The sequence below is a fragment of the Amycolatopsis sp. NPDC003731 genome (assembly GCF_053586895.1).
In genome coordinates, this window is sequence record NZ_JBSFNC010000002.1 from 23996 (window position 1) to 49007 (window position 25012).

At 71.6% G+C, this 25012-nt stretch carries 25 protein-coding genes; 11 read left to right on the forward strand and 14 right to left on the reverse strand.

Features of this window, described 5'->3' with window-relative positions; all coding sequences use genetic code 11:
• Positions 1–97: 97 nt before the first annotated feature.
• Entirely contained in the window at positions 98–1075 is a 978-nt protein-coding gene (locus tag ACWDN5_RS01210; RefSeq protein ID WP_449673798.1) for a hypothetical protein, read from the reverse strand.
• A 225-nt stretch (positions 1076–1300) separates the two neighbouring features.
• Here ACWDN5_RS01210 and ACWDN5_RS01215 point away from each other — a divergent pair, with 225 nt between their 5' ends.
• From ACWDN5_RS01215 to ACWDN5_RS01225, 3 genes are read left to right on the forward strand one after another with little or no spacing between them, the layout of a single operon-like run.
• On the forward strand, positions 1301–2506 hold the full coding sequence (locus ACWDN5_RS01215; protein WP_310968394.1) for an AI-2E family transporter: 1206 nt from the start codon (positions 1301–1303) through the stop codon (positions 2504–2506).
• Positions 2503–3639: a MacS family sensor histidine kinase gene (gene macS, locus ACWDN5_RS01220; RefSeq protein WP_449673799.1), complete on the forward strand. Its 1137-nt coding sequence runs from the start codon at positions 2503–2505 to the stop codon at positions 3637–3639. The genes ACWDN5_RS01215 and macS overlap by 4 nt, the downstream gene beginning before the upstream one ends.
• Positions 3636–4295: a response regulator gene (locus ACWDN5_RS01225; protein WP_176173886.1), complete on the forward strand. Its 660-nt coding sequence runs from the start codon at positions 3636–3638 to the stop codon at positions 4293–4295. Before macS ends, ACWDN5_RS01225 begins: the two co-directional genes overlap by 4 nt.
• A gap of 3 nt (positions 4296–4298) precedes the next feature.
• Here ACWDN5_RS01225 and ACWDN5_RS01230 read toward each other — a convergent pair whose 3' ends face one another.
• On the reverse strand, positions 4299–5327 hold the full coding sequence (locus ACWDN5_RS01230; RefSeq protein ID WP_449673800.1) for a hypothetical protein: 1029 nt from the start codon (positions 5325–5327) through the stop codon (positions 4299–4301).
• 72 nt (positions 5328–5399) lie between these two features.
• Between ACWDN5_RS01230 and ACWDN5_RS01235 the strand changes: the two genes are divergently transcribed.
• Positions 5400–6062 (forward strand): DUF1707 SHOCT-like domain-containing protein, encoded by a 663-nt coding sequence (locus tag ACWDN5_RS01235; protein WP_310968391.1) that lies wholly within the window; start codon positions 5400–5402, stop codon positions 6060–6062.
• Positions 6063–6135: 73 nt separating this feature from the next.
• Here ACWDN5_RS01235 and ACWDN5_RS01240 read toward each other — a convergent pair whose 3' ends face one another.
• From ACWDN5_RS01240 to ACWDN5_RS01275, 8 genes are all read right to left on the reverse strand, one after another.
• A complete protein-coding gene (locus tag ACWDN5_RS01240) occupies positions 6136–7614 on the reverse strand; it encodes an MFS transporter (RefSeq protein WP_449673801.1) in 1479 nt (492 codons plus the stop codon).
• 698 nt (positions 7615–8312) lie between these two features.
• The gene (gene ptsP / locus ACWDN5_RS01245; RefSeq protein WP_449673802.1) at positions 8313–9983 is read right to left on the reverse strand and encodes a phosphoenolpyruvate--protein phosphotransferase; all 1671 of its coding nucleotides are present in this window, start codon (positions 9981–9983) and stop codon (positions 8313–8315) included.
• A complete protein-coding gene (locus ACWDN5_RS01250) occupies positions 9976–10713 on the reverse strand; it encodes a hypothetical protein (protein ID WP_449673803.1) in 738 nt (245 codons plus the stop codon). The genes ptsP and ACWDN5_RS01250 overlap by 8 nt, the downstream gene beginning before the upstream one ends.
• Positions 10714–10741: 28 nt before the next feature.
• Positions 10742–11611 carry a ribokinase gene (locus ACWDN5_RS01255; RefSeq protein ID WP_310968387.1) on the reverse strand — a complete coding sequence of 290 codons (870 nt, stop codon included), beginning with the start codon at positions 11609–11611 and terminating at the stop codon, positions 10742–10744.
• 258 nt (positions 11612–11869) lie between these two features.
• Complete coding sequence (locus ACWDN5_RS01260; RefSeq protein WP_449673804.1) at positions 11870–12958, reverse strand: hypothetical protein; 1089 nt, start codon at positions 12956–12958, stop codon at positions 11870–11872.
• 7 nt (positions 12959–12965) lie between these two features.
• Positions 12966–13940, reverse strand: a complete 975-nt coding sequence (locus ACWDN5_RS01265) for a WXG100 family type VII secretion target (RefSeq protein WP_449673805.1) — start codon at positions 13938–13940, stop codon at positions 12966–12968.
• Complete coding sequence (locus ACWDN5_RS01270) at positions 13933–14256, reverse strand: hypothetical protein (protein WP_449673806.1); 324 nt, start codon at positions 14254–14256, stop codon at positions 13933–13935. The genes ACWDN5_RS01265 and ACWDN5_RS01270 overlap by 8 nt, the downstream gene beginning before the upstream one ends.
• A gap of 25 nt (positions 14257–14281) precedes the next feature.
• Positions 14282–14794, reverse strand: a complete 513-nt coding sequence (locus tag ACWDN5_RS01275) for a YbaB/EbfC family nucleoid-associated protein (protein WP_449673807.1) — start codon at positions 14792–14794, stop codon at positions 14282–14284.
• Between the two features lie 213 nt (positions 14795–15007).
• On the opposite strand from ACWDN5_RS01275, the gene ACWDN5_RS01280 reads away from it, so the two are divergent.
• From ACWDN5_RS01280 to ACWDN5_RS01305, 6 genes are all read left to right on the forward strand, one after another.
• Positions 15008–15703, forward strand: coding sequence for a hypothetical protein (locus ACWDN5_RS01280; protein ID WP_449673808.1), 696 nt, complete (start codon positions 15008–15010; stop codon positions 15701–15703).
• A gap of 21 nt (positions 15704–15724) precedes the next feature.
• A complete protein-coding gene (locus ACWDN5_RS01285) occupies positions 15725–16375 on the forward strand; it encodes a hypothetical protein (RefSeq protein ID WP_449673809.1) in 651 nt (216 codons plus the stop codon).
• A complete protein-coding gene (locus tag ACWDN5_RS01290) occupies positions 16372–17115 on the forward strand; it encodes an ESX secretion-associated protein EspG (RefSeq protein ID WP_449673810.1) in 744 nt (247 codons plus the stop codon). The genes ACWDN5_RS01285 and ACWDN5_RS01290 overlap by 4 nt, the downstream gene beginning before the upstream one ends.
• Positions 17112–17507, forward strand: coding sequence for a hypothetical protein (locus ACWDN5_RS01295; RefSeq protein WP_449673811.1), 396 nt, complete (start codon positions 17112–17114; stop codon positions 17505–17507). The genes ACWDN5_RS01290 and ACWDN5_RS01295 overlap by 4 nt, the downstream gene beginning before the upstream one ends.
• Positions 17504–18139: a DUF3558 domain-containing protein gene (locus tag ACWDN5_RS01300; protein WP_449673812.1), complete on the forward strand. Its 636-nt coding sequence runs from the start codon at positions 17504–17506 to the stop codon at positions 18137–18139. Before ACWDN5_RS01295 ends, ACWDN5_RS01300 begins: the two co-directional genes overlap by 4 nt.
• A gap of 71 nt (positions 18140–18210) precedes the next feature.
• Positions 18211–18948 carry a TetR/AcrR family transcriptional regulator gene (locus ACWDN5_RS01305; protein ID WP_086851640.1) on the forward strand — a complete coding sequence of 246 codons (738 nt, stop codon included), beginning with the start codon at positions 18211–18213 and terminating at the stop codon, positions 18946–18948.
• Here the strand turns inward: ACWDN5_RS01305 and ACWDN5_RS01310 are convergent.
• The 3 genes from ACWDN5_RS01310 to ACWDN5_RS01320 all read right to left on the reverse strand — a co-directional run bounded on the left by ACWDN5_RS01310 (position 18945) and on the right by ACWDN5_RS01320 (position 23931).
• Positions 18945–19682, reverse strand: a complete 738-nt coding sequence (locus ACWDN5_RS01310; protein WP_449673813.1) for a 3-oxoacyl-ACP reductase family protein — start codon at positions 19680–19682, stop codon at positions 18945–18947. The genes ACWDN5_RS01305 and ACWDN5_RS01310 overlap by 4 nt on opposite strands.
• Positions 19683–19772: 90 nt before the next feature.
• The gene (leuS, locus tag ACWDN5_RS01315) at positions 19773–22613 is read right to left on the reverse strand and encodes a leucine--tRNA ligase (RefSeq protein ID WP_449673814.1); all 2841 of its coding nucleotides are present in this window, start codon (positions 22611–22613) and stop codon (positions 19773–19775) included.
• 157 nt (positions 22614–22770) lie between these two features.
• Positions 22771–23931 carry an esterase-like activity of phytase family protein gene (locus ACWDN5_RS01320; RefSeq protein ID WP_449673815.1) on the reverse strand — a complete coding sequence of 387 codons (1161 nt, stop codon included), beginning with the start codon at positions 23929–23931 and terminating at the stop codon, positions 22771–22773.
• Positions 23932–23997: 66 nt separating this feature from the next.
• On the opposite strand from ACWDN5_RS01320, the gene ACWDN5_RS01325 reads away from it, so the two are divergent.
• A complete protein-coding gene (locus ACWDN5_RS01325; RefSeq protein ID WP_310968375.1) occupies positions 23998–24417 on the forward strand; it encodes an SdpI family protein in 420 nt (139 codons plus the stop codon).
• On the opposite strand, the gene ACWDN5_RS01330 is transcribed toward ACWDN5_RS01325, so the two are convergent.
• Positions 24414–24995 carry a YqgE/AlgH family protein gene (locus ACWDN5_RS01330; RefSeq protein WP_176173866.1) on the reverse strand — a complete coding sequence of 194 codons (582 nt, stop codon included), beginning with the start codon at positions 24993–24995 and terminating at the stop codon, positions 24414–24416. The two genes, ACWDN5_RS01325 and ACWDN5_RS01330, sit on opposite strands and share 4 nt — an antisense overlap.
• Positions 24996–25012: the final 17 nt, after the last annotated feature.

The following is a 25012-nucleotide window of genomic DNA, read 5'->3' on the forward strand; positions in this document are numbered from 1 at the left end:
CGAGAAAGCGCACCGCCGTGTCACGGGGATTGCGCGGACGCCAAGCCGTCAGCGAAGGACGGACGTGGACGCCTCAGCGACCCGTGAAGGGAGGTGTTCAGTCAGGAGTGACGCCGGGCTGTTCGCCCGGGGTGCGCAGCGAGTGGCGCAGGCCGGCGCGGCTCATCGCCGCGACAGCGGAGTCGACGGCTTCGGTCGTCCAGAAGGGGACGCCGAAGTTGAAACCGTCGAGGTGTCCACCGGGGGCCGTGGTGCCACCCGGGGCGGTGGGGACGGCCGGCGCGATCGGAAGCTGCGCCGGAGTCAGCGGCGACGGCAGCTCACGGTGCCCGTCGCGGGAGTCCCCCGCGGCACCGGTGCCGTCGTGCCGGCCACCCGCCGGCATCGCGAGCGCGGCTCGCAGCGCGGCGGGAAGTTCGACGGTCGAGACGGCGGGCGTGCCCGCGACCTCGCCGGTACCGGAGGTCACCGGCTCCTCCTCGACCGGGGCGGTGCCCGGGAGGACGGGGAGCGGGACCAGGTCGCCGTGACCGGCCGGGTCGAGCAGCTGCCACACGTGGCGGCCGAAGTCGGTGGCCGGCGCGGGGGCGATGGTCTCCTCGATGACCTGGCGGGTGTCCTCCGGCTTGCGCGCGATGTGCTCGAACGCGCCGAGGGTGCGCTGGGCCGGGCTCAGCACCGCGTCGTCGGCGAGGTCGGTGACCGAGGTACTGACGTGCTCGGAGACCTCGTGCTGCAGCGTGCCGGCGTCGGTGCGGCCGCACCGCGGGGCCTGCGGCTCGCTCCAGGTCGTCGCGTCCTGGTGGCAGGCGGCGTCGGCGACCGAGCCGGCGACCTCGCCCGCGAAGTGCCCGGCGCCGCGGTTCACGTCGCCGATCCCGGCCGCGGTGGCGTCGGTGACCGGGGTGACGGAGGCGGTGCCCACCTGGACGGTGTCGGCGGAAGCGGCGGCGTCGGAGACGAACCACGCGGCGGCGGTGCCCGCCATCGCGCCACCGAGGACCAGCAGCGCACGCGACACGAGACGGCCGACGCGCTTCGCGCCCTGCCCCTCGTTCGTCGCGGTGGTCGCCACTAGTGGTCTCCTCGTGCTGGGTTCGTGATCCGGCCGTTGCGAAAGCGACCTAATCAAACCGGCGCCGCGCCGCGCACCCTCGACACGACTTGATGCCCCCATCGTGTGAAAGACACACGGTGTAGCCCGATTTGACGGTCGGTGATCATCCCTGGCCGTCACGCGTGTCGGACGCGGCCGCGGGAAAGCGGCCGAATCGGGCGGAGCAACCGCTACGGTGAGCCGGTGACCCACGCGCGACGTGAAGACCCGTTTCTGCCGGAGCACGAGGACGTCACCGGGCTGATCCCCCGGGGCCTACGGATAAGTGCCGCACTGGCGTGGCGGTTGATCGTGGTGGCGGCGGCCCTGTACGTCGTGGGTTGGGTGATCGGCCGCCTGTCCGTCGTCGTGATCCCGCTCGGCATCGCCCTGCTCCTCTCGGCGCTGCTCGCGCCGGCCGTGCAGAAGCTCGTGGCGGTCCGGTTCCCGCGGGGACTCGCGACGGCGATCGTGCTGATCGCCGGGCTGGCCGTGCTGGGCGGGCTGCTGACGTTCGTCGTCACGCAGTTCTCGAGCGGCCTGCCCCAGTTGCAGCGGCAGCTCAACGAAAGCCTCACCCAGATCAAGGACTGGCTGATCTACGGCCCGATCCACCTGCGGCAGGAGCAGATCCAGCAGTTCATCAACCAGGTCTTCGGCTTCCTGCAGAACAACCAGAGCTGGCTCACCGACACGGCGCTGACCACGGCGAGCACGGTCGGCGAAATCGTCACCGGCTTCCTGCTCACGCTGTTCATCACCATCTTCTTCCTCAGCGGCGGCGACGGGATCTGGACGTTCCTCGTCCGCGTCGCGCCCCGCCGGGTCCGCAACCGGGTCGACGTCGCCGGGCGCCGCGGGTTCGCGTCGCTGGTCAGCTACGTGCGGGCGACGGCGGCCGTGGCGGTCGTCGACGCCGTCGGCATCGGCATCGGCCTGTGGATCGTCGGCGTGCCGCTGGTGATCCCGCTGGCCACGCTGGTGTTCCTCGGCGCGTTCATCCCGATCATCGGCGCGGTCATCACCGGCGGTGTCGCGGTGCTGATCGCGCTGGTCACCAACGGCTTCATCGGCGCGGTGATCGTGCTGGCCATCGTGATCGGCGTGATGCAGCTGGAAAGCCACGTGCTGCAGCCGCTGCTGCTCGGGCGCGCGGTGAAGCTGCACCCGCTCTCCGTCGTCCTCGCCATCACCGTCGGCCTCGTCGTGGGCGGGATCGCGGGCGCGCTGATGGCGGTCCCGATCCTGGCCGTGCTCAACGCGGGCGTCCGGTCCCTGCTGCACGAGGAGAACCCGGACCCGGCCGAGGTGAACGTCCTCGCGGACCAGGCCGCCCAGCCGAACGACGCCGAGCCCGGCTCGCCGGGGGCCACCGTGCCGACCCGCGGCGAAGACGAAGACGAGAAGTGACCGTCCGGCGGACGCCCGACCCCGTCACGCCCATGTGGCGGGGCGTGCTGGCCTTCCGCTTCCTCACCTGGTCGTTCGCCTGCGGCACGGTGATCGTCCAGAGCGGTCAGTACCGGCGCGAGTGGCTCGCGTGGACGATCCTCGGCGTGATGGCCGTGTGGTCGGTCGTCAGCAGCTTCCTCTACCTGCGCGAGCGGACGCGGCCGCCGTCGCTGGTCGTCTTCGACCTCGTGTTCACCACCGGGCTGCTGCTGAGCTCGCCATGGGTGCTCAGCGACACGCAGTTCGCGCTCAACGTCCCGCTCATCACCACGGTGTGGGCGGCCGTGCCGCCGGTCGCCGCGGGCGCCCGGTTCGGCGCGTCCGGCGGGGTGCTCGCCGGGCTGGTGGTCGGGGTGGCGACCGGGCTGGCGCGGGAGAAGTTCGACCTCGACGTCGCCCGCGACGGCGTCCTGCTCGCCGCCGCCGGCCTGCTGGTCGGCATGGCTTCGACGATGGCCCGCCGGTCGTCGGCGCGGCTGGAGCAGGCATTGCGGAAAGAAGCGGCGACGGCCGAGCGGGAGCGGCTGGCGCGTTCGATCCACGACAGCGTGCTGCAGGTGCTCGCGCGGGTCCGCAAGCGCGGCAACGAGGTCGGCGGCGAAGCGGCGGAGCTGGCCCGGCTGGCCGGCGAGCAGGAGATCGCGCTGCGGTCGCTGGTGACGACCGAGCCGGTGCAGCTGACCGACAGCGGCACGATGAGCCTGCGCGCGGCGTTGCAGGTGCTCGCGACGTCGTCGGTGCAGGTCTCGGCCCCGGCGGACGACGTCGAGCTGCCCGCGCACGTCACCGGCGAACTGGTCGCCGTGACCCGCGAAGCCCTGTCGAACGTGGAGAAGCACGCGGGCCCGGACGCGCACGCCTGGGTGCTGCTGGAGGACCTCGGCGACGAGGTCGTGGTGAGCATCCGGGACGACGGACCGGGCATACCGGACGGCGTTCTCGAGCAAGCCGCCGCGGACGGGCACCTCGGCGTGGTGGAATCCATCCGGGGGCGGGTCCGCGATCTCGGGGGGAGCGCGACCCTCGACACCGGGCCCGGCCGGGGCACGGAGTGGGAGGTCAGGGTGCCGAGCACGAGGGGTGCGAGATGAGCGACGAACCGCGGATCTCCGTCATGGTGGTCGACGACCACCCGATCTGGCGCGACGGGGTGGCCCGTGACCTCACCGAGCACGGCTTCGACGTCCGGGCGACCGCGCCGGACGCCGACGCGGCGGTGCGGATCGCCCGCACCGTACAGCCGGACGTCGTCCTGATGGACCTGAACCTGGGCAGCACTTCCGGTGTGGACGCGACCCGCGAGATCACCGCGGCGCTGCCGTCGACGAAGGTGCTGGTGCTCTCGGCGAGCGGCGAGCACAAGGACGTCCTGGAGGCGGTGAAGGCGGGCGCGTCCGGGTACCTGGTCAAGTCGGCGTCCGCGGTCGAGCTGGTCGACGCCGTCCACCGGACCGCGGCCGGCGACCCGGTGTTCACCGCGGGCCTGGCCGGGCTGGTGCTCGGCGAGTACCGGCGGATGGCCGACGCGCCGGCGGAGGGCGCCGAGCCACCGCGGCTGACCGAGCGTGAAACCGACGTCCTGCGCCTGGTCGCGAAGGGGCTGACCGCGCGGCAGATCGCCGAGCGGCTCGTGCTGTCGCACCGGACCGTGGAGAACCACGTGCAGTCGACGCTGCGGAAGCTGCAGCTGCACAACCGCGTCGAGCTGGCCCGGTACGCGATCGAGCACGGCCTCGACGAGGAGTGACCCTCAGGGCACGACCGCCAGGCCCGACCAGGTGCCGGCGGGCAGGGCGGCCCGGCTCAGCCGCCACTGCGGTTCGCCGGGGTGCCAGGTGGCGAGGACGCGGTCGGCGAGCACCAGGTCCCCGGCCGCCGACCAGCCGAAGCCGCCGCCGCGTTTGAGGTGCTCGGTGACGAACGGCATTCCCGGGGCGTGATCCCAGGTCGGCCCGTCCGGCCGCAGCAGCCAGAGGTCCCGCGTCTGCGTGCTGGTGCCGCGGTAGGCCGGGTTCGCGAAGTCGACGGCCCAGATCGCTCCTTCGCGCGAGGGCACCACGGCGGGTGCCGGGCCGATCGACGGCCGGCTGAGCTTCTTGCTGCTGTTGTCCCGCAGGTCGACCAGGGTGAGGTCGGTCAGGCCGTCGAGCAGCAGCCAGTCGCCGGCGGCGCCGAGGATGCGCGGCGCCTGCCGGATCGTGCGGCCGGTCGCCGGTTCGATCAGGGCGTCCGTCGACTCGGCGGCGTCGGCGTTGATGGTGATCAGCAGGCCGTGCCGGGTCTCGGTCCGCACCTGGGTGCGGCAGCTGGCGGGCTGGCCGCGGCCGAGCTCGCCGGCGGCGAACGAGAGGTGCAGGAGGCGGCAGTCGTCCGGCGCGTCCTGCCGGATCAGCCACACGCCTTCGCCGCCGGCGTCCGGACCAGCCGACCAGGCCTTGCCGAGCGACCGCGGCGGGCTCGACGGCCCGGTGTACTCGAGGATGTCGAAGGGCTCGGGCTCTTTCGGGTACATCGGGCGGACCGTCAGGACGACGTGCGTCCCGGCCCGGACGACGTCCAGCTGGACGTCACCGCCGGGGTAGCCGGGCGGGGTGGCGACGGGGCCGCGGTCGGCGTCGAACAGGGTGGGGGCGACGGTCGGCAGCAGCGCGGTGACACCGATGCCGCCGGTCGCCTGGATGCCGGAGAGTTCCGCCAGCGGCCCCGGAGGGGGTGGCGGCGGCGGGGGTGCGGTGTTGGTGCACCCGGTCAGCAGGAGGGCGGCCGCGACGGCGGCCATGGCGCGGACTACGGGTCCGTTCAGGGTTTTCCCCCGATCTCCCTGGTGAAATCCAGTTCTACCATCGTGGACATGGGCGAGGAAGAGACCGCGGCGGCGGAACCGGTGACCGAAACCAAGCCGTTGAGCGAGCGCGATCTCCGGGTGTCGGACGACGAGCGCGAACACGTCGTCGGCGTGCTGCAGAAGGCGATCGGCCGCGGGATGATCGACCTCGACGAGTTCACCGAGCGCACCGACCGCGCGCTGGCGTCGCGGACGCGCGGCGAGCTGAACGCGGTGCTGGCCGACCTCGCGGGTCTGTACCACCCGGCCGCGGCCCTCGCCGCCGCGCCGGCGTACGCGGCTCCGGCCGGCTACAGCGGCTTCCCGAGCGGGCAGCGCGTCGAGCTGAACGCGAAGTACTCGTCACTCCACCGCGGCGGGCCGTGGGTGGTGCCGTCCCAGCTGGTGGTGCGGAACAAGTACGGCTCGACGAAGCTGGACTTCACCGAAGCCCAGGTCCAGTCGCCGGTGGTGTACCTCGAGCTGGACGCCAAGTGGGGTTCGGTCGAGATCATCATCCCGGAGCACGCGGCGGTGGACCTCAACGCGATCGGCGACGTCAAGTTCGGCTCGATGGAGGACAAGACGCGCAGCAACGGCCGCATGGGCAACCCGCGCTACGTGCTGAGCGGCCGCGTCCACGGCGGTTCCCTGGTCGTCCGCCACCCGCGGCGCGGCATCTTCGGCTAGCCGGGGCCCCTCTGCCCCCGGCGTCAAGAAGGCCTCCCCACCCAGGCATCGGGTGGGGAGGCCTTCGTTTTGTTCAGGCGGTCCGCAGGTTCCGCGCGACGAACCAGACGAGGGAAGCGAAGGCCACGGCGGCCAGACCGGCGACGACGTGCAGCCCGGCGGCGAAGCCGTGCGCGCGGACGACGGCGTTGCCGAGGGTGCCGACGGTCGCGATGCCGATGGCGTAGCCGAACTCGTTGACGGTCTGCGCCAGCGACGCGGCGGCCCCGGCCTTGCGTTCCGGAACCGAGCCGACGACGAGGTCGGTACCCAGGGCGACCATCGGCCCGACACCCAGCGACGTCACGGCGAACCCGAGCGCGGGCCACCCCGGCCCGGCCGCGGGATCGGCGAGAGCGAGGATCGCCATGCCGCCCGCGGCAAGGGCCACGCCCCCGGCGATGAGCACGTGCGTCTTGATCCGGCGAGCGAGGTGCGGCGCGGAGAGGAAGCTGACGGTGGAGGCGGCCATCCCGGGCAGCAGCCCGAGCGCGGCCCCGACCGGCGAGAGGTGCTGCGCGACCTGCAGGAATTGCGCGGTGAAGAGCATGGTCGTGCCGCCGAGCATGCTGAACAGGAGCATCCCGCCGAGCGTGGTCCGAAAGGCTTTCGCGGCGAAGAGGCTGAAGTCGACGAGCGGGTCCTTCAGGGCACGTTGCCGCTTGTAGAAGACGTACCCAACGACCAGGCCGGCGACGAGGGCGGCGGCCGGAACCGGGTGGAAGCCATCGCGAGCGAGCTCCTTCACGCCGTAGACGGCGGGCAGGATGGCGGCGAGCGAGAGGAAGACGCTGGGGAGGTCGAGCCGGCCGGCCTGCGCGTCGCGGTATTCGGGCAGCAGCTTCGGGCCGATGACGAGGAGCAGGACCATGGCGGGGACGCCGAGCAGGAAGACCGAGCCCCACCAGAAGTGCTCGAGCAGGAGCCCGCCGACCATCGGCCCGATGATGGCGCCGACGGTGAAGCAGCCGGCCCAGATCCCGATGGCCTGAGCGCGCTGCTGCGGGTTCTTGAAGAGGGTCCCGATCAGGGAGAGGGTCGAGGGAGCAAGGGTGGCCCCGGAGATCCCGAGCACGGCCCGCGCGGCGATGAGCATCCCGGCACTGGGGGCGAAGGCGGCCCCGACGGAGGCCAGCCCGAAGGCGGCGGCCCCGGCGAGCAGCAGCTTCCGCCGCCCGATCCGGTCGCCGAGCGTCCCCATGGTGACCATGAACCCGGCGACCATGAAGCCGTAGGTGTCCATGATCCAGAGCTGCTGCGTCCCATCGGCGTGCAGCGCGGTGGCGATCTTCGGGAGGGCGAGGACGAGGACGAAGACATCGAGCGAGACGAGCAGGGTGGGCAGAGCCAGCACGGCCAGCCCGATCCACTCCCGACGCCCGGCCCTCGCGGCTTGCGCTTCGATGGTTTGGGCTTCGTTGGCTTGGGCTTCGTTGGCTTGGGCCCCGCTCGTTCGGGCCTCGCCGGTTTCAGCCTCGCCGGCTCCGGCCGGGGCGGCGATGGTGGCGGTCATGGTGAGGTCCTCTCGACTCGGGGTGCTTCGCTTCTCACCTCTTCGTCGAGCGGGTGCGGGCGGGATCGACAACTCGCCCGGATTTTTTCACTTGGGGGGTGCGGGCCTTTGAGGCGTGGTTGCCCACACCCCTCGATCAATGTGGACAACCACGCCGATCCAGATTGGCACAGGTCAGCACTGTCGGTGATGACCGATAGACTGAAAGTGGGGGGCGCCCCTGCGGGTGGGGATGATTCGCGGGGCGAAACGAGCGGGCCGGGCCGCAGACCGGATCAGAGGTGGGCGGGCAGCAGGCCGGGCTGGATAGCAGCGCGGGCCGCGCAGGTACGGCCGGGCGAGCCCGGTGGCGGGATCCGGGGCGGCAAGGGGAGCCGGAGCGCAGGCTGCGGGCGCAGGCCAAGCAGCGATCGGCACAGGCGCGGGGGCGCGGCGGACGGCCAGCCAGGTTGAGTTGAGCCGCAGGCAGGGCGGCAGGTCGGGCTGACCGGCCGGGCCGGGCGGCGCGGCGGGCCGGCCGCGCGGCAGGCCGGGTGGGCGCGGCAGACCGGGCGGATCGGCGCAGCCGGGCGGGCGGGCGCGGCTGGCCGGGTGGGCGCGGCCGGGTGAGCCGGGCGGCGGCTCAAGAGAGGCGACCACCGCCGGGGCGACCTGGCCGCAATATGCGTGCGGCCAGGTCGGCGTCCGATATCAGGTGCTCAGGGGCGAGCCGCCGCGCGGGCGGATGTCGGGTCGGACGTTGCCAGCGTTGCCTCTGCCAGGGCCTCGCACTCTGCGAGCGTTGCCGTCGCCAGGCTTGCTCCCACCGCTCGGACCGCCGGAGCGTTCATCGACAAGCTCGTCAGGCCCAAGCCCGCCAGGACCAGGGCGAGCCTCGGGTCGGCCGCCGCTTCGCCGCAGACGCCGGCCGGTTTGCCCGTTTGCTTGGCCGCGTCGCCGATCAGCTTCAGGAGGCGCAACAGGCCTGGCTGCCACGGGTCGTTCAGCTTGGCCACCGCGCCCAGCTGGCGGTCCGCCGCGAACGTGTACTGGGCCAGGTCGTTCGTTCCCACCGAGACGAAGTCCACCGCGTCCAGGATTTCGCGGGCGCTCAGCGCCGCCGCCGGGATCTCGATCATCACGCCCGCGCGAGCGATGCCGGCCGCGCGTACGCGCGCTGCGAACCAGGCCGCTTCCTCGACCGTTGCCACCATCGGGGCCATCACCGAAACCTCGGCGCCCGAGTCCTCCGCCGCGCCGGCGATGGCCTCGAGCTGGCGGTCCAGTACCTCGGGGCGGTCGAATGCCACGCGCAAGCCCCGCACGCCCAGCGCCGGGTTCGGCTCGGCCTCCGGGGACAGGAACGCCAGGGGCTTGTCGGCGCCCGCGTCCAGGGTCCGCACGATCACCGGCTTGCCGCGGAACGGCGACAGCACCGCCGTGTACGCCGCGCGCTGGTCGGCCACCGATGGCTCGTCCGCGGCGTCCAGGTAGCAGAACTCGGTGCGGAACAGGCCCACCCCTTCGGCACCCGCGTCCGCCGCGGCCTGGGCGTCGGCCGGGGAGCCGACGTTGCCGTAGACCTTCACGCGGTGGCCGTCGGCCGTCGCTCCCGTGCCGTTCCACTCGGCGAGGTGGGCCACCGTGGCCGTGACGACCGGGGCCGACGGGTCCGCGACCTCGACCGTGCCCGTGTCGCCGTCGACCGCAAGCGCTTGCGCGTCCAGGGCCAGCAGCCCGCGCACCGCCACGACGGCCGGGATGCCCAGCGCTCGCGCCAGGATCGCGGTGTGGCTGGTGGGGCCGCCTTCTTCGGTGACCAGGGCGAGCACCTTCGCCGGGTCGAGGCCGGCGGTGTCGGCCGGGGCGAGGTCACGGGCGACCAGCACGCTCGGCGACGCCAGCTCGGGCACCCCCGGCGGCGCGATGCCGAGCAGCTCGGCGATCAGCCGGTCCCGGACATCGCGGACGTCGCGGACGCGCTCGGCCATGTAGCCGCCGGCCGCGGCCAGCGCTTCGGCGAAGCCCTCGGCGGCCTGGTAGACGGCGCGCGCGGCGGGCAGCCCCTGCGTCTTGACCAGCGTTTCGGCCTGGGACGCCAGTGCCGGGTCGGCCGCCATCGCCGCGGTGGTGATCAGGATCGTCGCCGCCTCGCCGGTGGCGGTCTCGGCCTGCTTCTCCAGCCGGCCGGCGACGGTCGCGGCCGCGGGGGCGATCCGCGCGGCTTCGGCGGCCGGATCGGCCGGGGCGGGCGTGGCGGCGGGCTCGCCGAGCGGCTCCGCGACCCGGACGACGGGACCGCTGGCGCGGCCAGGGCTGACGGCGACCCCGGACAGGGTTCCCGCGGAGGCGGCAGCAGGCTCGGGCACGGCGGCGGCAAACTCAGGCATGGTCTAGACCATAGCTCAGGTAGGCCTGGATATCTCGTGGTGGCGGGCACAAACCGCGCTGCCGTACCTGTTCGAGCACCGGCCGGACCTCCTCGTGCCACCAGGAGTCGGCCAATTCGCCGCGGCTGCGGACGGGCCGTCCGGCCAGCATACGGCGGAAACCCCAGGCCTCGGCCGAGTCGGCGAGCCGGAACCAGTCGGCCGGGTCGTCGAGCCACAGCCCGAGCCGGACGTCGTCGGGCAGCGGGACGCGCTCGAGGAACATCCGCTCGGCGGTCTTCGACGGCAGGTCGGCGAGCGTCAGGCAGCGCAACGCGCAGGCGACCGTGCTGATCCAGCGGACCCGCGCGCGGATGGTCCGGGCGCCGCGGGCGCGCGCGATGCCGACGCGGTGATGGCCGTCCTCGACGAAGAACATGTCGGAGAGCCGCACGAGCCGCACCGGCGGGAGGTCCGCCGACGTCCGCGTCAGGTGTTCCCAGCGGTCGCGCAGCGCGCGGTTGCGCGGCCGGAACTCGCGGTCGAAGTCCCCGGCGCGGGCGACCGTGCCGACGATCCCTTCCACCGGCACGTCGTAGACGCCTTCGTCGAGCTCGGTCTGCTTGCCGAGCGCCTTGAGGGTTTCGTCGAGCGGCATGATCGCGAGCCGGTCGGGACGGCGTGCGTCCGCGATCGCCCGCAGCTGAGCCGCGTAGCCGCGCCACCAGGCCGAGCCGAACGAGTCGCCCATGTGACGTGCAACACGGGCGTCCGGGTGATCATTCCCCCAGGTCGGCGGCGGTCGGGTAGGACGGCTGAGCCCCGGGCCGCGTCACGCTGAACGCCGCGACGCGGACCGCTCGCTTCGCCGCGGAGACCAGGTCGGCGCCATCGGCGAGCGACGCGGCGAGCGCGCCCGCGAAGGCGTCCCCGGCTCCGGTGGTGTCCACGGCTTCGACCTTCGGCGACTCGACCTGGCTCACCGAACCGGCTTCGACGACCACGGCGCCGGCCGCGCCCAGCGTGACGACGGCCGCTCGCGGGCCGAGGTCGAGCAGCTGCCGGAAGTCCGCGCCGGGCCCGGTGAGCCAGGCGGCCTCGTGCTCGTTGACCAGCAGGACGTCGAGCTTGGCCAGCGTCTCCGGGGAGAGCTTGGCCGCGGGCGAGAGGTTCAGCAGCACGCGCACGCCCCGTTCGGCGGCTCGTGCGACGGCGTGCTCGACGGTCGGGAGCGGCACCTCCAGCGAGGCGACCATGATTTCGACCCCGTCGAAGACGGCGTCGACGTCGGCGGGCTCCAGGCTGGAGTTGGCGCCGGGGGAGACGAGGATCGAGTTTTCGCCATCCGGGGTGACGGTGATGTAGGCGATGCCGGTCGGCCGCTCGCTGGTGCGCACCAAGCCGGTGTCGACGCCGGCGGCGCGGAGCGAATCGAGCAGCAGCCGGCCGTAGGGATCGTCGCCGACGGCGCCGAGCAGGGCGACGTCCGCGCCGAGCCGGCCCGCCGCGACCGCCGTGTTGGCCCCCTTGCCCCCCGGGGACAGGACGGTGTCCCCGCCCAGCACGGTCTCGCCACCCGCCGGCCGCCGGTCCACGGCGACGACGAGGTCGGCGTTGGCGGATCCCACAACGAGTACGTCGGAGTTCATACCGCACTGTCCCACGAAAGCCGTCCGACCAGGTCGGGAAGGGTACGCCAGGGGAAAGTGAAGGTTTTTGTAACTTATCCGGCGTTGAGTGCGACAATCATGCGAGCAGCGGATGCCCGTCACCTGATCGGGGGATGCTCGTCCCCCGGACGTCACTTCGCGGACCGGTCCCGCTCTCCAGGTGCGTCATCACGCGAGACGTGATGACGGTGCTCCAGCCGGCGCGAGCCGGACAGGGCATCAGGTCGCCGGCGCCGATCACGTAGCCCCCCGAGTGATCGGCGTCGGCGGCGCCCCGCCCCCTCGTGCGATGACGTTCTTGGCCGCGCCCGGGGAGATTTTCGCTGCCAGCTGCCGCTCCTCGCCGCGGCGGAGGATCGCGTGCACCGAGACGTACTGGCGCGTGGCCTGCTTCGCCGAGGGCTCGGCCGTCAACCGGGCGAGGTCGGCGCGTCGCACCCTGATCGGTTCGCCTTCCTCGGGCTGCCAGGTGATCGCGTCGGCGGCCAGGACGAACTTGCCGGTTTGACCCCGGTAGCGCGTCAGGTAGAGCAGCACCCAGATCGCCACGGCGACCGGCAGCGGAAGGCCGGGTGGGATGTCGAAGAAGGCCGGCGCCACGAAGTCGGCGATGACGGCCAGCCAAGCTACCCACAGGACGAGTAACCGGCCGCCGGAAGCCTGCTCGGCGCGGACGAGCGTCCGCACTTGGTCCGCTCTCCAGCGCCTGACCAGCAGTTTCACCGGGTTCGGCACGCCGAAACCGCCGCGCCGGACGTTCTTGGACGTCCACCGGACGAGGCCGGGGCGGTACCGCTCGATCGCCGCCGATGCCTTTTCGGCCTCCTCCGGGGCCATCGCCGAGGACAGGATGAAGCCGTCTTCGGACTTGTGGCGGCAATCCGGGTTCAGGTTCTTGATCGCCTCCTCGGCCACCAGCGAAACGGCGAGCGCGACCCGGCCGCCGGGCTGCCCACCGCGGAAGTCGAAGCGGCGGACGTCGTCCCAGGGGAGGACCAGCGTCGTCTTGTCTTCGAGTGGCTGCCGGAACCCGTCGGGACCGAATTCGACCGTCGCCGTCACCAGCGAACCGTGACGGCGGATGTACCACCGCATGATCGGCCCGCTGCAGAAGCACAGCACCGCGAGCACGCCGAGCGCGGGCGCCACCCAGCGCGCGACCGGGTCGTGGCTGCGCGCCCACACCAGCAGTCCGGCCGCGACGGCGGGCGCGAGGCCGAGGAACGCCAGGCACCCGGCGGCCGTCCGCAGCACGGTTGGCTGGTGGTGGATCGGCAGCCGGACCTGCACCACGGCCGTCTCCGGCTCGCCGGGAGTCGTCGACACCACGGCGCTAGATCGACCCGGAGATCCGCTGGCCACCCTGCTGCTGGAAGACCGGGTCGGGTTTCTTTTCGTTGTAGTGGTTCTCGCGGTACTCCTCATCGGCTTCGTCGTAGGCGCCCGCAGCCTTCTTGCCCGCTTCCTTCCCGGCTTCTTCGCCGAGTGCCTTGGGCAGTTCCTTGAGCCCGTCCTTGAAGACGCCCGGCGCCGCGCGTGCCGCGTCCTGCAGCGCGGCGAGCAGCTTCTGGCCGACCGTCCGGAACAACCCGCTGAGGTGGTTGAACTGGCTGATGCCCTTCTGGAAGGCCCGCACCAGCTTCTGCAGCCATTCCGACATCCGCGACCCGCACTGGACGATTTCGGCCGTGCCTTCGCCGGCCAGGCCCGCCGGCGCCGCGGGGCCCGGGTACCGCATGAGGATGCTGATCAGCTTGCCGATGCATTCGGTGAGCAGGTCGCGGAGCACGCTGCGCACGACGTTGAGGATGCTCTTGCAGACGTCGATCAGGACGGAGACGGCCTTCGCGCCGCCCGCGACTCCGGAGTACATGTCGCCGAGTTCGGCGACGAACGCGCGGTACGCGTCTGCGCCTTGCCCCTGCCACTCCGCGCTGTCCGCCTTCACGGTCTCCAGGAGGTCTTTGGCGATGGCGTCGATCTCGTCGCTGATGCCGCTCCACGTCTCCTGCATGACGTCGAGCTGTTCCTGGTTCCCGGTGACCCAGTCGAGCGGGGCGCGCAGGAATTCGACGTGCTCGATCAGCCAGCCGAGCCCCATGCTCGCCAGGCCGGCGATCGGGTCGCGGAGGAAGTCCAGCACGCCCATGGCGCCGAAGCCGAGGTTGAGCAGGCCTTCGGTCCAGTCGCCGTCGGCCGCCTTCGTCGCCGCGTCCCAGAAGTCCTGCGCCATCCCGGCGCCTTCGAGCGCCGACGACCCTTCGTCGACCTTCTTCTTGGCCTCCGTCACCAACGCGTTCTCAGTCAAGGTGGATGCCTTCCAAACTCGCCTTGACGTCCTGCTCGCGCCAGTCGACGTGCTGGGACCAGGTGCGTACGCGGTCGATCTGCTCCTGGGCCACGTTCTTCGCGTGGCCGATGGAGTCGCTCCCCAGGGTCTGGGCGACGCCGCACAGCGCGCCGAGGCCGCAGGCCTGGCCGATGAGGCCGAACGCCATCGGGTCGACGACCTGGGCCGCCGCGTCCAGCGTCTTCGCGAACCGGTCGACGAGCGGCTCGAGCTTCTTGGCGTGGGACAGCAACTGCTCCGGCTCGATCCGGATGTCCGCCTGCGGGTCGGTCACGGTCTTCCCTCCCTCGTCGTCCTGGTCAGCGCAGGTAGTCGCCGTCACTGAAGTAGTCGTCGTCGGCGCCTGCCTCGGGCGCGGGACGTGGCGGCGCCGGTTTCGGCTTCGGCGCCGGCGGCTCGTCCTCGGCGATGAAGCGCGCTCCGTCGTTCGCGGGCGCCGCGTAGCCACCGTCCACGAAGCCCTGCGGCTCCGGCTCCGGGAATTCGTGGTGGAGCTGCCGGACCAGCTCGTCCATGGTTTCGGTGCCCGCGATCGACGGCATCCCCGCCTGCACGGCACCCGCCAGCTTGCTCTGCGCGCGCCGGACGGTGCGCAGGATCTCGTCGGCGAGGTTCGCCTTCTCCCGCACCGCGTGCCCGATCTCCAGGCCGACCAGGTTGCCGAGGTGGTTGACCTCGACCGCGATCTGGCCGTCCTGGCTGCGTTCGGACACCGAGACCGCCGCCATCTCGGCCTGCATGCGGTCGCCCCGCTGCTTGGCCTCGGCGATCTTGGCGTCGAAGCTGGCCAGCAGCTGCTCAGGATTCGACACGCGAACCTCCCCTGTTCACGTCAGTAGCCGTACGAGCACCGAGTGTGGCACACCGGTCCGACAGTTTCGGGGGAGTTCCGGTTTTCCCGGTCCTCTATGCGCGCGTGGCAGGTGCGGGCACCTGACCCGGTCGATTCTCCACACCGTCGGTAACCGGTGGGGTATCGTGCGTGACGCAAGAGGGGAGATCGAACGCGAGGGGAGCGCGGTTCGGTGGGGTTGTTCGGCGACATGCTCGACGCTGCCAAGCACGTCGGGTCGGAGATCGCGCACGCCGTCCAGTCGGGTGGCGAGCGGCTCGGCAACGTCTTGACCGGCGCGGGTGTCGGCCTGCTCGCGGGTGGGCTGCCCGGCGCGGTCGCGGGCGCCTACGTCGGCTCGCAGACCGGCACCGGGGCGGCGAACCCGCAGGCCTCCGGGCTGTCACCCGCTCAGCTGGTCCAGGCGGTGATGAACGGTCCCGGCACCGAGTCGCTGCAGAAGGTGCACCAGGCGGGCGTCGACCAGTCGGCCTACCAGCGCCGGCTGGAGCAGGGCACGCGCGAGCTGACTTCCGGTCTGGAATCCGCGTGGACGGGCGGGGCGTCGGACGCGGCACGGGAGCGGCTCCGGCCGTTGACGGCGTCGGCGACCTCGGCGTCCACGACGCTGGACCGCAACTCGACGCTGGCCCAGGCGCAGATCGACCAGTTCCACCAGATGAAGAACTCGCTGCACCCGGACGTCACCGACCAGCCGCCGACGCGCAGCGCCTGGGACGTCGCGACGCCGTGGGACACCGACACCGAAGACAAGATCAACCAGTACAACCGGAAGGCGCAGGAGAACGTCGAGCGGTACACCGCGTATTCGCAGCAGTCCAGCTCGAACACCGCGGCCCGGACGATCGACTACGGCCAGCTCCGCTAGTACACCGGCGGCGAGTTCACGGTGCAGGACCCGGTCGAGCCGCCGCCTCGCAAGCGGACGCGAACCGGTGGCGACGACGACCGGTCGATCGGCGGGCAGGTTCAGCCGCCGCCCGCGGTGCACCCGCCGGTCGCGCCGCCGCCTCCGGGGCAGGTGACGCCACCGGGGCAGGTCACCCCGCCGGGACAGGTCGTTCCGCCGGGACAGGTCCTGCCGCCGGGGTCGCACACGCCCGTCGTCGACGACAGTGTTCGCGCGCAGGGTTACGTGCCGCCGTCGGCGACGCAGTACCCGCCGGGTTACCAGCCGCCGGGGACGGGATTCGGCCCCGGCTCCGGTCCCGGTGATGGGTTCGGTCCCGGTTTCGGCCCTGGCGGTTTCGGGCCGGGTTCGTCGTCGGGCGGGAGCGGCGGCACCGGCACGGGTGTCCGTGGTCCGGGCGCGGCGACCGGGGCCGGCGTCCCGGGCGAAGGACGTCCCGGCGCGGTCCGCGGCGGCGCGGCGGGCAAGCCGGGTGCGCCAGGAATGGGCGGCATGGGCCCCGGGGCCAAGGGCGGCAAGGGTGAGGAGGACGGAGAGCACCAACGCGCGTCGTACCTGGTGGAGGCGGATCCGGAGAGCATCTTCGGCGGCTCCGACGAGCGGACGGTGCCCCCGGTGATCGGGCTGTGATCTTCCTGCCCAAGACGGCCCTGCTCACCGCGTGGGAGTGGGAACGGCACGGCCGGCCGCCCGCGGTCCTCGGCGCCGACAACCTCTGGCTCGGCGACGAGACCCGCAAGCGGCTCGACGAGCAGGTCCTCGACGTCCTGACCTCGCTCCGGCTCGCGGCCGGCGGCACGCTGACGCGGGAGTTCCGGGACGTCCTGCGCGTCCTGGCGAAGGGCGTCCACCAGTTCACGGCGTGGCTGGGCGACATCGAAGCGGACGAATCGGGCACGGTGCTCGTCTCCGTCTCCGGGCCGGACGCGCTGCGGCTGATCCGGAAGGACGAGACGGTCCGGATCGACGTCGTGGAGCCGTCGCGGCTCGCGGAATCGCTGGTCGACGTGCTGCCCCCGGTACCACCGGCGCGGATCTCGGCGGTGTCGATCCCGGAGGCGCGGTTCTCGGGCCGCGCGGTGGAGGAGTCGTACGACCTCGACGACCCGACCGCCGACCGCGGGCGCGACCCGTTGCCGTGGGCACGCCGGCTGATGGCGGCGCGGCGCACGGGGGTGCACCAGTGCTACGCCGTGCGCAGCGGTGCTCGCAGCGCACCGATCACCGCGGTCGACGTGGCCGGCACGGGCCGGGTGCTGACGTACGTGTACCCGGGGCGTGAGCGGATGGTCAGCTTCCAGCCGGGGACCCGGGATGCGCTGGCCGAGGTGCTGTACGCGACCCTGAACGGGTTAGGGGGAGGACGATGACGGGCTCGATCTTCAGCGGGATCGGCTTCTGGGCGACGGACCTGCCGAGCGCGGCGCCGGCCGGTGGGCAGGGGTTCGCGATGAGCTCGGCCGAGATGCGCGCGATGCTCGAAAAAGCCAAGACTCAACGTGACGCGCTCTCCGAGCAGTTGCGATCGGCACGCTACTTGATGGCGGCGACACCGCCGGCGGAAGAACCAGTCAGCCAAGCGGCGGTGAACGGGCCGAACGGGATCAACGAAGCGGGCGCCTATTACGAGGGCCACCTGCACTACCAGTTCAACTACCTCACGGAGCTGATCCGGAGGTTGCAGCAAGCCCTCGGGATCACCGAGGCCGCGGATCAGCAAGCAGCAGACTCGACCAAGACGATCAAGGGGTCGCTCGAATGAGCCGTCATGTTCTCCTGACCGCCACCGCAGTTGTCGTGGGTGCGGCTTTGCTGACGTCGTGCACGGGAAAGACCCCGACGAACGGCACGGCGAGCCCCGCGCCGACCAGCAACGGCTCGACCGGCAGCGCGGAGCTGCCGAACAGCGGGGCACCGAAGGTCGCCAACCCGCTCCCGGCGGCCGTGCTGGACGGCAATCCTTGCGACTCGGCACTGACGGCCGAACAACTCACGGGCTACCTCGGGCAAACGAAAACCCCGAAAGCGAGCGACACCGAACTGGGCCCCACCTGCGACTGGTCCAGCGCCTCGGGTTCCTCCGCCGGGATTCTGGTCGGCTACGACACCAAGTCCGGTCAAGGCCTGAGCCTTCCGTACAAGAACGTGAAGCCGAAGGCCAAACGCTGGGTGGACGACCTGGAGCCGATCCAGGGTCATCCGGCGATCGGTTACGTGGACGCCGGAACGACCGACAACCGGGCCTGCGTGATCGTCGTCGGTGTCGCGGACGACCTCACCTACTCGGTTTCGCTGAGCATCGGCGACTCGGCGGTCCAGGCCGGGAAAGACGCCTGCCAGCTCGGGCGGGGCGTGGCCGACACGGTGCTGACCAACCTCAAGGCGCGCGCCTGAGCTGCACCTTTCGTTACCCCCGAGAACGCGTTAATGCAAAATCTGTCGTACTAAGCACCTAGACTGTTCGGATGAGCCACCCCACTCGGAGGGGTCGCGCGCGTGCGGCTACCGAACAGGACATCCGGCGGACCGCCCGGAAACTGCTCGTCGAGCAGGGGCCGGAGGCGGTCACGCTGCGCGCCATCGCGCGGGAGCTGGGGATCACCGCGCCCGCGCTCTACCGGTACTACGAGTCGCGGGACGACCTGGTCGAGAACCTGCGGCTGGACGTCTGCGCCGACCTGGCCGACGACCTCGCCGAGGAGATCGCCGAGCTGCCGGACGACGGCGTGCTGCAGCTGTTCGCCATCTGCAAGGGCTTCCGGCGGTGGGCGCTCACCCACACGAAGGAATTCACGCTCGTCTTCGCGTCGCCGACCGGGGGGATCGGGTCGACGTCGGGGAGTGCGCTGAGCCGGGTCGACGAGCCGTTCGGGCGGATCTTCCTCGCCGCCGCCGGGCGGGTGCTGGCGCGGCACGACATCGTGCTGCCGTCGGCCAGCGGGGTGCCCGATGAGCTGCGGGACGACCTGAAGACCTTCCAGGAGTCGCTGATCACCGTGCTCGTCGAGTCCGATCAGGGGGTGCCCGTCGAAAAGATCGACCTCGGCGTGACGTACCTGATGATCCAGTTCTGGGCCCGGCTCTACGGGCACGTCACGCTCGAGGTCTTCGGCAACTACCCGATCCCGATGTCCAAACCGGACGTCCTGTTCGAATCGATGCTCGCCGACCTGGCGCGGGAAATCGGGCTCTACTCCGGTTAGGCCGCGTGGCCGCCGTCCACCGACAGCACCGCCGCCGTCACGTACTCGGCGCCGGGTGAAGCCAGGTAGGACACCGCCGAAGCCACCTCCGACGGCGAGCCGTAGCGGTCGAACGCCGTCAGCGCCCGCTGGTCCGCCGCGTACGGGCCGTCGGCCGGGTTCATGTCCGTGTCCGTCGGGCCCGGGTGGACCAGGTTGACCGTGATGCCGCGCGGGCCCAGCTCGCGGGCCAGCGCCTTGGTCAGGCCGACCATCGCCGCCTTGCTCGTCGCGTACAGCGCCATGCCCGGGCCGGGTACGCGGTCCGTGACGCAACTGCCGATCGTGATCACGCGGCCGCCGTCGGCCAGGACGCCGGCCGCGGCCTGGGTGGTCGCGAACACGCCGCGGACGTTCACCGCCAGCACGCGGTCGACGTCGTCCAGCGAGGTTTCGCCGAACGCGCCGACGAAGCCGACGCCCGCGTTGTTCACCAGGACGTCGAGCCGGCCGAACTCGGCCACCGCAGCGGAAACGGCGGCCGACACCGCGGTCGCGTCCGCCGAATCCGCCTGGATCGCCAGCGCGCGGCGGCCGAGGTGCTTGATCTGCTCGACCACCTCGGCCGCCCGAGCGCCGTTGTGCTGGTACGTCAGCGCGATGTCCGCGCCGTCCTCGGCGAGCCGCAGTGCCGTGGCCGCGCCGATGCCGCGGCTGCCGCCCGTCACCAGCGCCACCTTGCCGTCGAGGGTCATCCCCGGTTCTCCTTTGGTCGAGCCGTTTTCGTTGACAGCTCAATCAAATCGAGAACCGGGGCAAAGCACCGGCAGCTTTCGGACAGCGCGCTACAGGACGATGTTGACCAGCCGGCCCGGTACCACGATGACCTTGCGCGGCGAGCCGTCGCCGACCATCGCCGCGACCTTCTCGTCCGCCAGCGCCGCCGCCTGGACCTCGTCCTGCGACGCCGAAGCCGGCACCGTCACCCGGGAGCGGACCTTGCCGTTGACCTGGATCGGGTACTCGACCGAGTCCTCGACCAGGTACTTCTCGTCCACCACCGGGAACGGGCCCTGCACCAGCGAATCCGCGTGGCCCAGCCGGTGCCACAGCTCCTCGGCCAGGTGCGGGGCCAGCGGCGCCAGCATCAGCACCAGCGGCTCGGCCAGCTCGCGCGGCGTCGACGCGGCCGCGCCGTACACCTTCGTGACGTGGTTGTTCAGCTCGATCAGCTTCGCGCCGGCCGTGTTGAACCGCATCTCCGCGTAGTCCTCGCGGACGCCGGCGATGGTCTTGTGCAGCACCTTGCGGTCGGCCTCCGAAGCGTCCTCAGTGGACACTCGCAGCTCGCCGGTCGCCTCGTCGACGACCAGGCGCCACAGCCGCTGCAGGAACCGGTGTGCGCCGACGACGTCCTTCGTCGCCCAGGGGCGGGACATGGCCAGCGGGCCCATCGCCATCTCGTAGAACCGGAAGGTGTCGGCGCCGTAGTTCTCGGCCATCTCGTCCGGCGTGACGACGTTCTTCAGGCTCTTGCCCATCTTGCCGTACTCCTGGGTGACCTCTTCGCTCTCGAAGAAGTACTTCCCGTCGCGCTCCTCGACCTGCTCGGCCGGGACGTAGACACCGCGCGAGTCGGTGTACGCGTACGCCTCGATGTAGCCCTGGTTGAACAGCTTCCGGTACGGCTCCTTGGACGTCACGTGCCCCAGGTCGAACAGCACCTTGTGCCAGAACCGCGAGTACAGCAGGTGCAGCACCGCGTGCTCGACGCCGCCGACGTACAGGTCGACGCCGCCGGTGTCGTCCGCGCCGTACTCGCCGGGCCGCGGGCCCATCCAGTACTGCTCGTTTTCCGGCGCGCAGAACGTCTCGGTGTTCGTCGGGTCCAGGTAGCGCAGCTGGTACCAGCAGGAACCCGCCCAGTTCGGCATCGTGTTGATGTCGCGGCGGTACTTCTTGACGCCGTCGCCCAGGTCCAGCTCGACCTCGACCCAGTCCGTCGCGCGCGCCAGCGGCGACGACGGCGTCGAGTCGCGGTCCTCGGGGTCGAACGTCACCGGCGAGTAGTCGGCGACCTCGGGCAGCTCGATCGGCAGCATCGACTCGGGAACGGCGTGCACTTCCCCATCGGAGTCGTAGACGACCGGGAACGGCTCGCCCCAGTACCGCTGGCGCGAGAACAGCCAGTCGCGCAGCTTGTACTGCACGGTCCCGGTGCCGGCGCCCTTCTCCGACAGCCAGTCGATGATCGTCTTCTTGGCCTCGGCGACGTCCATGCCGTCCAGGAAGCCGGAGTTGATCGCCGGACCGTCGCCCGTGTACGCCTTGCCGTCGAAGCCTTCCGACGGCTGCACGGTCCGGATGATGTCCAGCCCGAACTTCTCGGCGAACTCCCAGTCGCGGACGTCCTGGCCGGGGACGGCCATGATCGCGCCGGTGCCGTAGCCCATCAGCACGTAGTCGGCGACGAAGATCGGGATCTGCTTGTCGTTGACCGGGTTCGTCGCGTACGCGCCGGTGAAGACGCCGGTCTTCTCCTTGTTCTCCTGCCGGTCCAGCTCGGACTTCCGCGACGCGGCGACGCGGTACTCCTTGATGGCCTCGGCGGGCGTCGCCGCGCCACCGGTCCAGCGCTCGTCGACGCCCTCCGGCCAAGCGGCGGCCGTCAGCTTGTCGACCAGCGGGTGCTCCGGCGCCAGCACCATGTAGGTGGCGCCGAACAGGGTGTCCGGCCGGGTCGTGAAGACCTCGATCGCGTCTTCGCCGGTCTTGAACGTGACGCGCGCGCCGTGCGAGCGGCCGATCCAGTTCCGCTGCATGGACTTGACCTTCTCCGGCCAGTCCAGCAGGTCCAGGTCGTCGACCAGGCGGTCGGCGTACGCGGTGATCCGCATCATCCACTGCCGCAGGTTGCGGCGGAAGACCGGGAAGTTGCCGCGCTCGCTGCGGCCGTCGGCGGTGACCTCTTCGTTCGACAGGACCGTGCCCAGGCCCGGGCACCAGTTGACCGGCGCTTCGGAGATGTACACCAGCCGGTGGTCGTCGATCACCTTCTTCCGCTCGGACGCGCTCAGCGCCGCCCAGTCACGGCCGTCCGGCGTCGGCCGGGTGCCGTCGGCGAAGGCGGCCTCCAGCTCGGCGACCGGGCGCGCCTTGCCCGCCTCCGGGTCGTACCAGGAGTTGAAGATCTGCAGGAAGATCCACTGCGTCCAGCGGTAGTACTCGGGGTCGATCGTGGAGATGCGACGGCGTTCGTCGTGGCCCAGGCCCAGGCGCCGGATCTGGCGCAGGTAGGTCCGGATGTTCTCCTCGGTCGTCTTGCGCGGGTGCTGCCCGGTCTGGACCGCGTACTGCTCGGCCGGCAGGCCGAACGCGTCGAAGCCCATCGTGTGCAGCACGTTCCGCCCGATCATCCGGTGGTACCGGGCGAAGACGTCGGTGCTGATGAAGCCCAGCGGGTGCCCGACGTGCAGGCCGGAGCCCGACGGGTACGGGAACATGTCCTGGACGAACAGCTTGTCGCTGGGCACCGGCTGCCCCTCGACGGCGAGCGGCCCGACGGGGTTGGGCGCGTGGAAGGTGCCCTGGTCGGCCCAGTGGTCCTGCCACCGCTGCTCGATCTGACCCGCCAGCGCGGCCGTATACCGGTGCGCCGGGACGTCGGTCCCTGTTGTCTCGGTCATCGCCGTCTTCCTTCGCGTATCGAGCTACTCCAGAAACAACTCGACCCCTCAGCCACCAGGGCATGAGGGGTCGCCGCGCCGGCCGGGCCGGGCCCGGTCAGCGCGGCAGGCTAAGGAGCAGCCGAGCCGTGTTCATACCTTCATCGTAACTTGCTGGTCAAAGCCGTTCCGAGGGGACCGCCAGTGCGACGAACTGGGTGACCTGGGTCGCGGAGAAGTTGTTGTCGCTGACCAAGATCAAGCTGCGCTCGCCGTTCGGCAGCTTCGGCCCCCAGGTCATCCCCTCCAGGTTGTCCACAGTGGACAGGCCGAGGCCGGCGGCGTCGAAGAGGAACCGCTTCTTGACCGGCTTGACGTGCTTGGCGTCGGCCAGCGACTTCACATCCAGGACGTTCGTCGCCCCGCTCGTGTCGATCTCGTAGACGCGCACTTTGTTGCCGACACCGGTGACGAACGAGCGCTCCATCATCAGGAACTTCGTCGGGTCGGCCTGGTCGACGGCCAGCATGGACGAGACGCCGGTGGTGGCGAACGCGCCGGCGGGCACCGGTGACGCGAAAATCGGCTCCTGCGGGTACGCGTACTGCGCCAGCACCGGGCCGAACCGCGACTGCAGGGTGATCCGCGACAGCGCGCCGGTGGTCGTCGTCGGCTCGGGACCGTCCTGCAGGAGCGGGCCCTCGACCTCGCTGGCCAGGAGCGCGCCGAAGCCGGTGAAGGTGATGCCCTCGAGGACGAGGTTCTGCCGCGGCCCGGCCGTCGGCGTCATCTTCTCGTTGGCGGGAATCGGCAGGTCGCGGACGTATTCGCCGTCCCGGCGCGCCTCGCGGATCGACGGGTCGATCAGCGTCGTCGCCGTCCGCTCGCCCTCCTGCGACCAGTAGTAGTCGCCGGTCCACGGGTCGACGCGCAGCTCTTCGGGGTCGATCGTCTGCTCGTTCTGCGGCTTCGCCGGGTCGTTCTGCGCGAGCGGCGGGTACGGCGTGCCGTCCGGGCGCAGCAGCGGCTTCGTGCCGGTGAGGGTGACGTCGCCGACGCCGTGGGCGGTGACCGGGAACGTCGCCGTGTAGAAGCGGGCGGGGTTGATCGCCGACCGGTCGTCGCAGATCAGCGCGTAGCCGCCGGTCCGGGGGTCGTAGTCGATGCTGGACAGGCCGCCGACCGTGGTGCCCTGGAACCGCAGGGCGTTGGGGACGATCTTTTCGCCGAGCAGCCGGATCGGCCGCTGGTGACTCTGGGTGGCGCTCGCCGGGGTCGCGGCGAGGATTCCCCCGATCAGGGCAGCGGTCAGGACGGTCGGCAGTACACGCGGTGACATGGCCTGTAGCACAGTCGATCAGGGTATCCGGCAGGTTGCCGGGACGTCACGCTTATCCTTGACCCCGTGTTCGCTATCGCGCTGGTTCCGGTCGTGCTGGGTCTGCTCGTCGGTTTTGGTGGGTTCCTCGGGTTCCGCGAGCGCTTGACGCGCGAGGGCGGCACCGGGGTGCGCACGGAAGCGGCGCTGCGCAGCGAAGAGGCGTTCAAGCTGGCCAACCGCGTCGCGGGCTTGCCGACCATGGCCGGGGGCGCGATCGCCGTGCTCACCGGGCTGGCCGGGCTGGCCATGCCGACGACCGGTGGCCTGGTCTCCGCCGCGCTCGCGGGCGTGCTCGCGATGCTCGTGCTGGTCATGGGCGGTGGCGTGCTCGGCAACCGGGCCGCGCTGACCGTGCCCGCCCCGGCGCCGGCGGCGCCGGCCGGCTGCAGCGGCTGCGCGTGCGGCGCCGGCGGCTGCGGGGTCTTCAAGAAGGACGACGCCTAATTCCGCTGGAGGTCGCCCGGGTGGGTGGCCAGCAGCGCGAGCGGGATGCCCTGACGGCGCAGGACCTGGCTCCACAGGTCGCCGTCCGGCGAGGCCAGGATGTCGCTCGGCAACGCGGGCACGATGACCCAGTCGTCGCGCTCGATCTCGCCGGCCAGCTGCCCCGAGTCCCAGCCCGCGTACCCGGCGAAGACGCGCACGCCGCGGACCTTCGGCACCAGCGCCTCGGGGTCGGTGTCCAGGTCGACCAGCGCGACCGGGCCGCGGACCGCGATCACGCCCGGCACGCTCGCCGCTGTCTCGCCGGTGCGCAGCGCGGCCAGGCACAACGCCGTTTTCTTCTCGACCGGACCGCCGACGAACACGGCCTGCGGCTCGGCGACGTGCCCGCCCCAGTTCGGCAGCACGTCGTGCACCGCGACGTCGCTCGGCCGGTTCAGGACCACGCCGAGCGTGCCCTCTTCGCGGTGGTCGATGACGAACACCACGGTCCGGCGGAAGTTGGGGTCGACCATGGTGGGGGCGGCGACCAGGAGCGTTCCCGGTTCAACCTCGGCGTCCGCTGGCACGCGACCCATGATCCCACCCTTGGCCC